Genomic DNA, 13353 nt, shown 5'->3' with positions numbered 1-13353 from the left:
ACTCTAACGCTTTTGTCCCTATACTTTTACCCCAAGCGCGAAAATTCGGCGCACAGCACATGGATGGATGCGAACCCTACCGCTTATAGCTAGATTGAACCGAAACGATAAAAGCGGTTTGTAAGAGTAACCCGTCGCCCCCTGATACTTTGGCGGGTCCCTGGCAACCGGGGTTACCCGGTAACTGGGAGGGCTCGCTCGTTCAACCGGGCGAGCCTATTTGCGTTCGGCACAAACCGTCACCAGCGCCGCGCAAATCTTGTTGCGCCGACGGGTTGAGATTGAAATTTGCAAGAATATTACCCTCGTCAAACTGGAACCACAGATCGCTCGCCACTCATGGAGCAACGAACGATCCGTCGGTCCCCTCGCCTGAAATGAAAACCGTCGAGCCTTGATCTCAATGGCCCGTGGCATCGCATTGCCTTGAGTGATTGAGCCATATTCGCCACTTTCCGGCAGCTCGTCAATTCACCGCAGATACGTCATTAGAGGTACCTTGCCGGGGTTTTCGGGGAATAGACTCCGGTTCAATCAGGTGTCAGCCTTGCAGCATTGGAGGACGATTTAACGGTGACGGCCTTAGGCCCCTCGTTTCCCACTGCAAAACCGCTCCATGTAGAGCCGACATTTACCCAGCTGTTCTGCGGATGCATCGTCACGAAGCCCGCACTTTGAACGGGCCCTGGCGTTCCTCGGGTAAAATGATTGTTGTAGAGCACCGTGTTGATCCGCCTTGAGCGTTCGGCCGGTCCGGCCTTGAAGCTGCCGTCGTGCGTCCACATGAGTTTGTATGCATCTACGAAGCCGTAGCGGACGTTGGCGAAGGTATTTCCATCGAAGACCGTCCCATTATAGTCGGCGCCGGGATGGTTCCAAGTTTCATATTCGACGCCGATATAGGCGATATCCGTGAACCTGTTCCTGCGATAAATATTCCCCAGACCGCCCCAGATGCCGGCAACGCCGGAATCCGCGAATGTCGTGCCGACATAGAGGCCGCTGTTGCTGCGTGTCACACTGTTGTTGGAATATTGCAGGAAATACGGGCTGAGTCCCCGCGTCGAGTCCAGCGCAACCGTCATCATGCCGTGTCGCATCTGGGAGATGCGGTTGCTGTCGACCACCACGTCATAGACGTTGCCGTAGAGAAGAACGCCGGTGGAATCGGAATCGTGCTCCGCATAGCTTGCCCTGCCATCGAACACATTATCGTATATCACGGCTCTCGATGCGGTCGCTGCGAGAGCAAAACGGCTCGTTCGATCCGGCACCACATTCCAGGGTTGCTCGAGCAGAACGACAGAACCGTCCGTCGACGCGATGTGACGGTGCTGCCCGGCCCCTCGCCCGCCAACGATGACGAGATCGAAGCCGCCCGGCATGGCATCCCCCAGATCCGACAGTGACTTGAAGGTAACCGAGTTCGAGGAAGCGCGGACGAAATCGTTTTTAAGCTTGCTCCCGACGATCTCGAAGCAGATCTGTTCGCCCTTGTTGCAATCGACCTTGGTGCAGTCGTGGGGCGCGGCGTTTCGCGAGATGTTTTTCTCAAAATAGAGGTTTCGCATGCTCCCGAAATGCGCCTGGCCAACAAAAAAACGTCCGATGCCATGACCGTCGTCGCGGCTTTCATCCGCATTTGTCAGCTCGTTGCCCGTCATGGCGAAATCGCGCCCACCCCATAGCGCGACGACGGATTCGCCGTAACCCGTCATCCGAAACCGATTGTTGGAGAAAAACACCTGCCGGCTCGCGCCGTAAAAGGATCCGTTCTCGATCAGCTCGGACGCATGCACAAAAAGACCTACGGTGTCCTGGGCATCGAACGCCGGCACGCCCCAGGCGTCGATACGTACGGAATCCAGCCGTATGTTTTTGGTGTTGCGCAAAGCAAGAAGAGGTTTACCTGCAATGTTGCGGTTGGAATTGAGGGTCAGGTTTCCGAACCGGGTGTCGTCGCCATTAACGACAACCATGCTCTGATCAATCCCGTGGTTCAGCCTGATCTCCGTTTTGTTCACCCCTTCCCCGAACCACGCCACATTGGCGGGCGCAATCAAAGGCTTTGTCACGAGATAAATCCCGGCGGGGAAATACAAAACCGATGGCGCCGTTGCGGCCGCGGCGTCGAGCGCGCGCAAGATGGCTGCGGTGTCGTCGGTCATGCCATCGCCCGTTGCCCCGAACTGCCTAGCATCGATGCGCTTTTTATCCTGCGCCGCCCATGGCGATTGCGACAGGACCTCAAGCGTCAGCGGACCGCTCCAGCCGAAGCGGCCGCCATGCGTATTGTGAACCCAAACTTCATAGTTACCCGGTGGCAGAGCCGGCACCTCGAAATCGACCTTGAAGGGGTTGACGGAGGTTGCCGGAACATACGAGCCGGCAACAGCGACCGGCTTGATATAGAGATAGGATTGGCTGGTCCCGTTGGACCGCGAAAGGTTGCGTCCATAGACCGAGACGATGGCTCCCGGCGCTGCGGCATCGGGCCCGATCCACCAGCTTTCCGTGCGATTGATTGCGAAGCTGCGCCCTTGAACAGTGCCCCGCTGGGGCCTGATCAGGTAGGTGGACCATGAGGGAAGCGTGGCTGGCAGCAGCAGCGTCGCCGCCGTCGCGTCAGCCGTCAGCGGCGCCAACGGGGTCACCACGCCCTCCGCGGCACCGGGGTGTTGCGAAAAGACTTCGAAACCCGTTCGTCCATCGAGATCGACACCGGTCATCGAGACAACCTCGCCAGGGCCCGCCGTTCTCGAAATTTCCGCGATTGCCGGCCCCTTGCCGCCTACCTCTGTCCAAGGTGGATTGAAGGCATCCGCATCATCCGGCAATCGTGGTTCTGGAACAGGTATCGGGAAACCGAACTGCCGTGGATCAGGTTGGCTGGCTTGCTCTTGCCCTCCCCGCACCGCAGGCTGCCCGGCAGACGAGAGACCCGAAAATGCGAGCACAAGGACGGCAAGCAAAATCGATAATATCAGGGCATTTGGCGATCTCATCTTGCCGCTTGTCGTAACATATCCGATTGCAACGACTTCGGTTGTCGCCACCACTCATACAAATCCTGAATTCCGTATCTGAGCTCGACCGTCGAGTTCCAGCCAAGCGCGTTGAGCCGCGAGCAATCGAGCAGCTTTCTGGGGGCTCCATCCGGTTTGCTGGTGTCAAAAACGATCTGCCCATCGTAGCCGACGATGCCTGCAATCAGGTGGGCGAGATTGCGGATGGATATCTCCCGCCCCGAGCCGATATTGATCAGCGGAAAATGCGCCGATGATTTCATAAGGAAGCAACAGGCATCCGCCAGATCGTCCACATGGAGAAACTCACGCAGAGGACTGCCCGTACCCCATAGAACAATCTTGTTCTGGCCGCTGATTTTCGCTTCATGCATTCTCCTGATCATCGCAGGAATGACGTGTGAGCTTTGCGGATCGAAATTGTCGTTCAGCCCGTAGATATTGGTCGGCATGACGGAGACGCAATTCAGGCCGTACTGACTGGAGTAGAACTGGGAAAGCTTGAGCGCCGCGATCTTCGCAATCGCGTAGGCCTCGTTGGTCGGCTCCAAAGGGCCTGTCAAAAGGGAATTTTCCGTGATCGGCTGCGCTGCGAATTTCGGGTAGATGCAGCTAGATCCCATCCAGAGAAGCTTTTCAACACCGATATCGGCAGCTGATTTCATGATATTCATCGAAATTAGCGTATTGGTGTAAAGAAAGTCCGCCGGATACGCCGCATTTGCTGCGATGCCTCCAACCTTGGCGGCAGCGACAAAAATGACCTCAGGTCTTGCCGCCGCCATCCATTGCTCCGTCTCGTACTGTCGGGTCAGATCGAGCTCGCTGCGAGAGACTTTGAGAATTTCGCAATTTTCGCGCTGGAGACGTCGCACGAGTGCCGAGCCGACCATTCCGGTATGGCCGGCAACCCAGACGCGCTTGCCATTCAAGCTGAACGGGATTTCTTGCGATTTATGCGACGAATTCATTTCTTCCCTCTTCCAACATCACGAGGCGAAGATCCGCTTCGACCATTTCCTGAACGAGGTCGCGAAAGGACGTCGAGTGGCTCCAGTTGAGTTTCCTGCGCGCCTTGCTGGGGTCGCCGAGAAGAAAATCCACTTCCGCCGGACGAAAATATCTGGGATCGATTTCGATGATCGTATTGCCGGTTTTGGCGTCGTATCCCACTTCGTCACTGCCATCGCCGTTCCACTCGATGGTCTTGCCGACCACGCCGAAAGCAAGCTCAACGAATTCCCGCACCGTATGTGCCTCGCCGGTTGCGAGCACATAGTCCTCGGGTATTTCCTGCTGCACGATGCGCCACATGCCTTCAACATAATCGCGCGCATGCCCCCAGTCCCTCTTTGCGTCGAGATTACCAAGACGCAGCTTGCTCATGAGACCGCGTTCGATGGCGGCAACGCCGCGCGTGATTTTCCGCGTGACGAATGTCTCCCCGCGAATGGGGCTCTCATGGTTGAAGAGAATGCCGTTGGATGCGTGAAAGCCGTAACTTTCCCGGTAATTGACCGTCATCCAGTATGCGTAGAGTTTTGCCGCAGCATAGGGGCTTCTCGGATAGAACGGCGTACCTTCGTGCTGAGCAACAGTGCCCATCCCCCCGAACAGCTCCGATGTGGACGCCTGATAAAACCGGCAACGGTCGCCGAGGTTCAGAATGCGCATGGCTTCCAGCAGCCTCAGCGTGCCAAGCGCATCCGCATTTGCCGTATATTCCGGCGTCTCGAAGCTGACCTGGACATGGCTCTGGGCGCCGAGATTATAGATCTCGTCGGGCTGGACCTCCTGAATGACCCGGCAAAGGTTCGTGGCGTCCGTCAGGTCACCGAAGTGCAGACGAAAGCGAAGGTTTTCCTCGAAGGGATCTTGATAAAGATGATCGATCCGGCCGGTGTTGAATGAGGAAGACCGCCTTTTCAGGCCGTGCACGATATATCCCTTGGCAAGCAGCAATTCACTGAGATAAGCGCCGTCCTGCCCGGTTACGCCGATAATCAAGGCTCTCTTGTCTACCATCCACCACATCTCCCAGCGGTTCCGGCCCCGGATGGCGCCTCCTTGAAAGGTATAACGAGGCCTTGCGCATCGGCAGCATACCAAAAGGGAGAGGACGGCCGGTCAGAACCGGCTGATTCACCGTCCACCACGTCGACATCTGCCTTTAAGAGGAGGCAGGGTGGGTATCCCCGCTTCCGACTTAAGCCTTTTGGTCGAGTTGCAGGTCACGCAGGCCGTGCCAGACTTCAAAAATACAACGCCGGGTCGCGCACGATCTTTACGATAACAGGGAGCGCGAGACGACATCATCTACGGTTCATGGAGGCGGATTGGATGGGTACGTTCGCGACGACTTACGAAAAAATGCAGAACTTCAACTGGCTGACGCGCTTTCTGCATGCAGGCCGCTATCGAAAGCTGCTTGAGGTCCTCGAAACAGTGCAGAAGGACGTCGGCAATCGGAAGGTCAGAATACTGGATATCGGCTGCGGCCCCGGAACCGCGGTCGGACATATTCTGGAAAAATTTGACGTTGATTACGTCGGTATCGACTACGATCCAATCTTCATCGAGGCCGCGCGCAATCGCTACAGCAACTACGAAAACTGCCGTTTCATCGTCGGCGACGCCACCGACGAGAGCCTTTACAAAACGATCGAGGCCGACATCGTCATCGCGCTGGAAACGCTTGAACATATCCACCTCAACCGCACCGTCCGTGTCATTGAGCACGTCTGCGCGATCGTTCGTCCCCGCATTTTCCTGGTTACGGTACCCGTCGAAGTCGGGCCAGCCGTATGGATCAAGAACTGGGGTTCGGCCCTCATGGGCTACAATCGGCAATCCGGCAATCTGAAAGAGACTTTTTGGGCAGGCTTATACCGGCTGGACCGCGTGCCCGCTCACCATACGTCACATCAGGGCTTCGACTGGCGGTGTCTGGCGCAGCTTATCCGCGTCAACGCGCCCCTGCGCGAAATCCGCAGCCTGCCGTTTTCTTTTGTTCCACGCTTGCTCAGTCCGAACGTCGCGCTGATCGCCGAACCGGTAAAATCGAGGATCGATCTGGCAAACGATGACCCCGAAGCATGGAAGATCAACCATGGCCAGACAACCTGGAACCAACAGCATATTGTCGACGGTGCCGTTGCAACCGATGCTGCGCGCCACGCCAAGTCCTCGTCAACATGGTCGATGCGCCTCAAGGGATTGCTGGGAATGGCCCTCGCCACCATGCCATTTGCCTGGCATCGCTGGTCTTACATTTCCATTTCCCCAGGCGAACTGCATTCATCGCATTTCCTGCTGACGATCGACAAACACTTGCTGCGGCCTCATCAACCGATGGAGGGCGACATTATCGTCCTTGCGGGGCAAGCCATTGTTCAACGCATTTCTGAAGCCAGCTATCTGCTGATCTAGGATAAGGACTTGTCAGCCGCAGCGAGCGCAGAGAAGACGAAAGTCGGACATGGATCGTTCCGGGTTACGGACATCCACAGGGGGGCCGACAACTCCCGTCAAACCCGATATCGCAGGGCCTCCAAAACCCTGACGAACGCCGGTGATGCCTGGCGACGGCTGGGGTAATAGAGGTAATATCCGTCCCAGGGCGGGGAATATTTCTGCAACACGCGAACCAGCCGGCCGTCTGCGACATAAGGAAGGATCATTTCCTCCGGGATGTAGGCAAGCCCGAAGCCGTCAAGCGCGGCTTCCAGCGAATTGAAACTGTTGTTGAAGGCGAGTTGGCCATCGACCTTGATCTTGATCTCGCGGCCCTTGTCCTCGAACTCCCATACATAAAAGCCGCCGGCACTCGGCAGCCGGAAGTTGATGCAATCATGGCCGACCAGGTCCTTGGGATGCCTCGGGTGTGGTCGGTTCTTGAAGTAGGCGGGCGATCCGACGACAGCGAGACAAAAGTCGGGACCAATCCTTGCGGAGATCATGTCTTTCGCGAGATGTTCACCCATACGCACCCCCGCATCATAACGCTCCGTCACGATGTCGGTCAGTCCGTTGTCGAGGATCAGCTCGACCTTGATGTCGGGATATTGAGGCAAAAATTTCCTGAGTTTGGGCCAGAGGACATAGGTGATCGCGTACTCGGCGGCGACGATACGGATCGTTCCCGCCGGCTTTTCCCTCAGTTCGTTCAACGCATCGACATGCGCTTCGATCTCGTCGAAATGTGGACCGATCCCGTTTAGCAGCCGCTCGCCCGCCTCCGTCGGCGAAACCGCTCTGGTCGTCCGCATCAGGAGACGCACGCCCAACCTGGCTTCAAGCTGGCGAAGTGTGTGGCTCAATGCTGACTGCGATACGCCCAGCTTCGCCGCCGCCCGGGTAAAGCTCTGTTCTCGGGCAACAGCAATGAAAGCTGCAAGATCGTTGACGGTATCGCGTGCCATTCATGAGCCTCCTGCATCCAGACCTGTTGATTATGGCATAATGCTCATGCCGCACTAACAGAAAAAGAGCCCGCTTTGGGCGGGCTCCTGAACTGTTACGTCACTGCCGGACGCATCAAGCCGACAGGTGCTGCTCAAAGAAGCTGGCGAGCTTGGTGAAGGGGATCACATCCATCTTGTCGTAGAGGTCCGTGTGGCTGGCGCCGGGAATGACATGAAGTTCCTTCGGTTCGGCCGCCGCCGCATACGCGGTCTCTGCGAAATAAAGAGAATGGGCCTTCTCGCCATGAATGAATAGAACCGGGCGCGGCGAAATTTCCGCGATGTAGCTCAGGATCGGCATGTTCATGAACGAAATTGGCGTTGTTTGCGACCAGGCGTTACGGGAGTTGACCGCCCGCTTATGATAACCGCGTGGTGTCGAGTAGTAGTCGTGATAATCGACCATGAACTGCGGCTCGTCGGGTCCGACTTCCGCGTTGTAGGCCGCCTGATAGGCAGGTGTACCCTTTTCCGCATCGACCCACCGCTGGCGGCTCAACTGTTCCAGGGTCGCCGTGCGCTGCTCCAGCGTGACGCTGTCGTTGTAGCCCTTGGACATGACGCGGGTCATATCGTACATGGTGCTGGCAACCACGGCCTTCACACGCTTGTCCGAGGCTACGGCATTGAGCGCCATGCCACCCCAGCCGCAGACACCGATGACGCCGATCCGTTCGCGATCGACTTCGGGATGCAGGCCGATGTAGTCCACAGCCGCGCTGAAATCCTCGGTGTTGATGTCGGGAGACGCGATATTGCGCGGTTCGCCGCCGCTCTCACCTGTATAGGAAGGATCGAATGCCAGAGTGACGAAACCGCGTTCGGCCATCGTCTGTGCGTAAAGGCCGGACGATTGTTCCTTGACCGCGCCAAACGGTCCGCTCACCACGATTGCGGGGTTTCCGACGCTGTTGCGGGTTTTGGGCATGTAGAGGTCGGCCGCCAGGGTGATGCCATAACGGTTTTTGAACGAGACCTTCTGGTGATCAACCTTCTCGCTCTTCGGAAAAACCTTGTCCCAGTCCTGCGTCATCTTCAATGTTTGCGCCTCTGCCTTCGATACCGCCATCACTGACACCGCGCCAATCGCGGCGATGCCGACACCTGTAATCTTGAGAAGGCCACGGCGGCCCATGTCCAGGCCCTCTCCCGTAGAAGCGTTTTCGTTCTGATTGCTCACTTCACTCTCCATTGTCGTTGCCGTGACGAGCGGCCGGTGGGCTGCTTTGAGGGGTGATGCAGCAGCGTCGTTCAAAAGATAGATCGGAGATTGTCGCGAGATTAGAGCGCGGCGAAGGCATGCCGTCATGAGCGATATTCATGAATGAACCGAGCCCCTGCATCGACGTGGATAATACGCAAGCAGGCCGGGCGCGGCTAAACAAGACCTTTTGATGAGCATCGTTCATGACTGCATCCCGTGACAGGCGGCTTATTGCAAGATGCTTCATGACTTATGTTCACCTCGCTGCCTCCCATCAGCAGCGGAAGACCGTTGAAGAAATAGCCAAGAAAAGCTGCGGTACCATGTCCATAGAAACTACAATTTCCACAGGGGAAGCCAGATCCCGATCCGCAAACTGGGGCGGTGTGTTGGCGATGACGCTCTGCGTTTTCGCCCTGATCGCGTCTGAATTCATGCCTCTTAGCCTGCTGACGCCGATCGCGGATGAACTGCGCATCAGCGAAGGAACGGCCGGACATTCGATCGCGATCTCCGGCGCTTTCGCCGTCGTCACGAGCCTCTTTGTCTCGTATCTCGCGGGAGAGTGGGACCGTAAGCTGCTGTTGCTTGCTCTGACGGCACTGATGGCCCTTTCTGGCGTGACCGTGGCGATCGCACCGAACTATGAAATATTCATGGTCGGGCGCGCGCTCATCGGGATAGTGATCGGTGGGTTCTGGTCCATATCGGTGGCGACCGCCATGCGTCTTGTACCGGAGCATCTCGTTCCCCGAGCGCTTGCAATCTTTAACAGCGGTAACGCGCTGGCAACTGTCGTTGCTCCTCCGCTCGGCGCGTTTCTCGGATCGATCATCGGTTGGCGAGGTGCCTTCTTCACTGTCGTCCCCGTCGCGGCGATCGCATTCCTGTGGCAGCTGGCAAGCCTCCCTTCCATGAAACCCCTCCCCGGGAAAACGTCAAAGAATGCATTCAGGCTACTGAACCGTCCCTTGATCGCTATCGGCATGGCATCGGTCTCGGTTTTCTTCATGGGCCAGTTCACGCTGTTCACCTATGTCCGCCCGTTTCTCGAAACTGTGACACGAGTAGATATCTCGATACTCACCTTCATTCTTCTGGGCATCGGCGTTGCCGGCATCGTTGGCACCAGCCTTATCGGTTATTTTCTCGCCAACCGCCTGTATCGCGTTCTGATCGTCATCCCGGCTCTGATGGCGGTGACGGCCGTGATACTTGTTGCCTTCGGCAACAGTCTCCCTGTCGCCGCGATAGCGCTTGCGGTCTGGGGAATGATTGCCACTGCAGCGCCAGTGGGTTGGTGGGCGTGGCTCGCCCGCTCACTGCCGCAGGATGCGGAAGCAGGAGGTGGTCTCATGGTTGCGGTCATCCAGCTTGCGATATCAGCCGGTGCGATAGTGGGCGGATTTCTTTACGACGCATCCGGCTACCGCATGACTTTCCTGGCAAGCGCAGGTTTGCTCCTGGCCGCGTCAGCGCTGGCATTCAAATCATCGAGAATATCCTCGTAAAGCAGTTCGGCATGAGAGCATTCCAATGATCGACCGGCGTCTATTTCTTGGGCTGGCTACCGCGGCCACATCTTTCCCGTCCGCATTGTTCGGTCAGGTAACAAAAACGGAGGTATCCTTGATGAGTTTCCGAATGGCCTTTGGTGGTCACAGCATGACCGCGACCTTGTTTGACAACCCGTCGGCACGCGAGCTCATGAAAATGCTGCCGCTCGATCTCACGATCGAAGACTATTCGACCAACGAGAAAATCGCATATCTGCCTCGAAAGTTGACGCAGGTGACTGACACGCCTTTCGATAACGCACGTCCCGGCGACATCGCTTATTACGTGCCATGGGGTAATCTGGTCTTCTACTACGACAGCTACCGATACTCGAAGGGGCTGATCCGCCTCGGGCGTTTCGATGACGGCTTCGAGCCACTTTTGACCCGAGGCGATTTCTCTCTGCGCATAGAGCGCGCCTGACACGCGCCTGCCAAAGGTAAATGCCACTAACGTCGGGAAAGCAAGCGGGCCATGGCATGATGGGGTGCCGGCTTATCGCTATCCGGTCCGCTTTCCCTTTCTAGACGTGCACGAATCTTTTCGATTTCCTCTTCCGTGAGGTGCTCGATCCCAATGAAGTCACCGCGCGCCTGCTCCACCGCCCGCAGCAGCTCGTCCAGTTTTGCTTCCATCGCTGCGGAATCCCTGTTCTGTGAATTCTGCACGAGGAAAATCATCAGGAAGGTGACAATGGTCGTACCCGTATTGATGACCAGTTGCCAGACCTCCGAAAAACCAAACAGCGGTCCGCTTATCCCCCAGACGAGCACGGTTCCGAGAGCCACCATGAAAGCCGTTGGAGAGCCGGAAAATGAAGCTATAGCGCTTGCGAAGCGAGTGAAGAATTTATTCATAACACGCTGCCCCTTGTTGCCATTTTAGGGATGCCAACCAACAAACAAAATGCACGATTGTTCCGGGGTGCCGTGACAGCAGAAGTTCCGATTTGCACTTCGATCCGCGGCAAGCCCTCATTCTGTTCGTTCTCGACAAAGTGGTCGGTGAATTCTCCCCAACGACAATGAGGTGGCACCAACTCTCCTATCCCGGCATTCAAGCAGGTCAGCACAAGCGTCGGTGCCATCACCTCCGCTTGACTATTCTCCGAAGCATGGAGCCTCGCGCCTTGCGAGGAATGAGATCGATATCGCTGACAAGCTTTGCGCCCCCCTCCCGCCGTTCCAATGTGATCTTCCGGCTATGAAACGCTTCCAGTTCGGCACGATGCGCTACGCTCACGATCGTCGCATCGGGTAGCTCATCAATTACCGTCTGCATCATCTTGTCCTGACTTTTCTCGTCCAGAGCCGCCGTCGCCTCGTCCATGACGATGATGTCGGGGGCGTTCAGCAGCAGGCGTGCGAAGGTCAGCCGTTGTTTTTCGCCACCTGATAACGTCTGGTCCCACGGCGCCTCGTCTTCAATCTTGTCCTTGAGTTGACCCAGACCGACCTTGTCGAGAGCGGCCCCGATCTCTTCCGGCGTCCAGCTCTCGGCCGGCTGCGGATAGCAGACCGCCCGACGTAGCGTGCCGGCCGGAATATATGGCCGCTGCGGCAGCATGAACAATCGGCTGCCGGCGCGAAAATTGACGCTGCCTCCACCCCATGGCCAGAGACCGGAAATGGCCCGAACCAGTGTGCTTTTGCCCGAGCCCGATTCCCCCGCGACAAGCACTCTCTCACCCGCACCGATCTCGACATCCGTCTCCTTGACGACGGCCGTTCCGTCACCGAGAGAAACGGACACATCCTTAAGGCTGAGTATTGTCTCGCCTTCCGTTTCGCCTCGCACGATCCGACCGAGCGTGTCGCTCTTTTCGGCGCGCTCCAGGCCATCGAGCGACATCATCAGGGAGGCAACACGTCGCGCGCAGGCATTCCAGTCGGCCAGACGGGGATAGTTGTCGACCAGCCAGCCAAATGCGGATTGGACAATGGTGAAAGCGGAAGCAGCCTGCATTACCTCGCCAAGAGACATGCTTCCATCGAGAAACTTCGGCGCGCACAACAGAACCGGTACGACGGGGGCAATCAACATCGATCCATTCGATACGACCGTGGTGCGCATGTATTGCTGCGCCATGAGACGCCACTGCCGCCGGACATTGCCGAAGCGCTTGTCCAGATCGCTGCGCTCCTCGTCTTCGCCGCCAAGCAGGGCGATGCTCTCACCATTCTCCCTGACGCGCGTAAGCGTGTAGCGAAACTCCGCTTCAACCTGGTTCTTGACTTCGGAAACCTTGACGAAGTTCCGGGCAATGAAGGCGATGGAACTGGATGTGATGATTGCGTAGATAACAGCCGCAATCACGAGAAAGCCGGGGATCGTGATCCAGACACCCGCGATGGAGACCGTGAGAGCGCCACCAATCGTCCACAAGACAACGATAAAAGTAGAGGCAGACACGAATGCAGCGATGACACCTGAAACAAAATCCACGGGCGCCTCGGTGGCAATACGCATATCCTCCGAGAGCCTTGCCTCGGGGTTTTGATGGTCACCATCGATCAAATTGAGCTGATAATAGCGGCCATTCGCAATCCATCTTCCAACGAGCGCCTTTGTCAGCCAGGAGCGCCAGCGCCGCTGAATGCGCATCCTGACATAGACCTGCGAGGTCACGATAAAGACACTTCCCAGGACGAGCAGCGGAAAGACGGATCCGAGAAAATAGACCGTCGACGCGTCGCGTTTCTCAATCGCGTCAAAAATCCCGCGATTCCAGACGTTGATGCCATACTGGAAGCCGACATTTATGCCGATCATAGCCAGGAGCCCGAGCGAAAACAGCCAGGCCAGCCGATCGCCGCGACGGCTCCAGAAACCTCGCGCGCTGATCCAGAAACGCTTCAGCAGATATTTCCTGCGAGCCTCCTCGGCCTCCTCCGGCGTCAAGCCCAAAGCAGGTTCCATCTCCTCTGGCGGGAGCGGATCATCGTTTTCATGGGCATCGTTTTCGGATGCGGTTTGGGTGCCAGTCTCGTCGGCACCAACGACCGGCTTCGGTCCTGCGTCATTATCGATCATGGGCGCTAAACGAACGATGCGTCGAAAGGTTTCACGGCTTTGTGATGCGTCGTGAAATATAATTCCGTTG

11 protein-coding genes are annotated in these 13353 nt (G+C 57.1%); 3 read left to right on the top strand and 8 right to left on the bottom strand.

Annotation, left to right across the window (positions count from 1 at the left end):
- Positions 1–530: 530 nt before the first annotated feature.
- From ACZ5A6_RS18740 to gmd, 3 genes are all read right to left on the bottom strand, one after another.
- Positions 531–2729 (bottom strand): glycosyl hydrolase family 28-related protein, encoded by a 2199-nt coding sequence (locus ACZ5A6_RS18740; protein WP_464111258.1) that lies wholly within the window; start codon positions 2727–2729, stop codon positions 531–533.
- 272 nt (positions 2730–3001) lie between these two features.
- Positions 3002–3997 (bottom strand): GDP-L-fucose synthase family protein, encoded by a 996-nt coding sequence (locus ACZ5A6_RS18735; RefSeq protein WP_019566378.1) that lies wholly within the window; start codon positions 3995–3997, stop codon positions 3002–3004.
- Complete coding sequence (gmd, locus tag ACZ5A6_RS18730) at positions 3981–5051, bottom strand: GDP-mannose 4,6-dehydratase (RefSeq protein WP_111802963.1); 1071 nt, start codon at positions 5049–5051, stop codon at positions 3981–3983. The genes ACZ5A6_RS18735 and gmd overlap by 17 nt, the downstream gene beginning before the upstream one ends.
- A gap of 300 nt (positions 5052–5351) precedes the next feature.
- Between gmd and ACZ5A6_RS18725 the strand changes: the two genes are divergently transcribed.
- Complete coding sequence (locus tag ACZ5A6_RS18725) at positions 5352–6455, top strand: class I SAM-dependent methyltransferase (protein WP_464111257.1); 1104 nt, start codon at positions 5352–5354, stop codon at positions 6453–6455.
- 98 nt (positions 6456–6553) lie between these two features.
- On the opposite strand, the gene ACZ5A6_RS18720 is transcribed toward ACZ5A6_RS18725, so the two are convergent.
- The 3 genes from ACZ5A6_RS18720 to ACZ5A6_RS18710 form a co-directional block, all read right to left on the bottom strand.
- Entirely contained in the window at positions 6554–7447 is an 894-nt protein-coding gene (locus ACZ5A6_RS18720; protein ID WP_038493626.1) for a LysR family transcriptional regulator, read from the bottom strand.
- Between the two features lie 115 nt (positions 7448–7562).
- On the bottom strand, positions 7563–8624 hold the full coding sequence (locus tag ACZ5A6_RS18715; protein ID WP_464111428.1) for an alpha/beta hydrolase: 1062 nt from the start codon (positions 8622–8624) through the stop codon (positions 7563–7565).
- A 46-nt stretch (positions 8625–8670) separates the two neighbouring features.
- Positions 8671–8898: a hypothetical protein gene (locus tag ACZ5A6_RS18710; protein ID WP_141682332.1), complete on the bottom strand. Its 228-nt coding sequence runs from the start codon at positions 8896–8898 to the stop codon at positions 8671–8673.
- Positions 8899–9016: 118 nt separating this feature from the next.
- On the opposite strand from ACZ5A6_RS18710, the gene ACZ5A6_RS18705 reads away from it, so the two are divergent.
- Both ACZ5A6_RS18705 and ACZ5A6_RS18700 read left to right on the top strand, forming a co-directional pair.
- Positions 9017–10204, top strand: coding sequence for an MFS transporter (locus tag ACZ5A6_RS18705; RefSeq protein ID WP_464111256.1), 1188 nt, complete (start codon positions 9017–9019; stop codon positions 10202–10204).
- A gap of 25 nt (positions 10205–10229) precedes the next feature.
- Positions 10230–10673, top strand: a complete 444-nt coding sequence (locus tag ACZ5A6_RS18700) for a cyclophilin-like fold protein (RefSeq protein ID WP_464111255.1) — start codon at positions 10230–10232, stop codon at positions 10671–10673.
- 26 nt (positions 10674–10699) lie between these two features.
- Here the strand turns inward: ACZ5A6_RS18700 and ACZ5A6_RS18695 are convergent, their stop codons facing one another.
- Together ACZ5A6_RS18695 and ACZ5A6_RS18690 are read right to left on the bottom strand one after the other, a co-directional pair.
- Complete coding sequence (locus ACZ5A6_RS18695; RefSeq protein ID WP_013761309.1) at positions 10700–11107, bottom strand: low affinity iron permease family protein; 408 nt, start codon at positions 11105–11107, stop codon at positions 10700–10702.
- Between the two features lie 229 nt (positions 11108–11336).
- On the bottom strand, positions 11337–13283 hold the full coding sequence (locus ACZ5A6_RS18690) for an ABC transporter ATP-binding protein/permease (RefSeq protein WP_019566385.1): 1947 nt from the start codon (positions 13281–13283) through the stop codon (positions 11337–11339).
- Between the last annotated feature and the right edge of the window lie 70 nt (positions 13284–13353).

This window comes from Agrobacterium sp. 6Ca8, from assembly GCF_055382765.1.
Note: the sequence above shows the minus strand (reverse complement) of the source record. Positions and strands in the feature narration are given on the sequence as shown.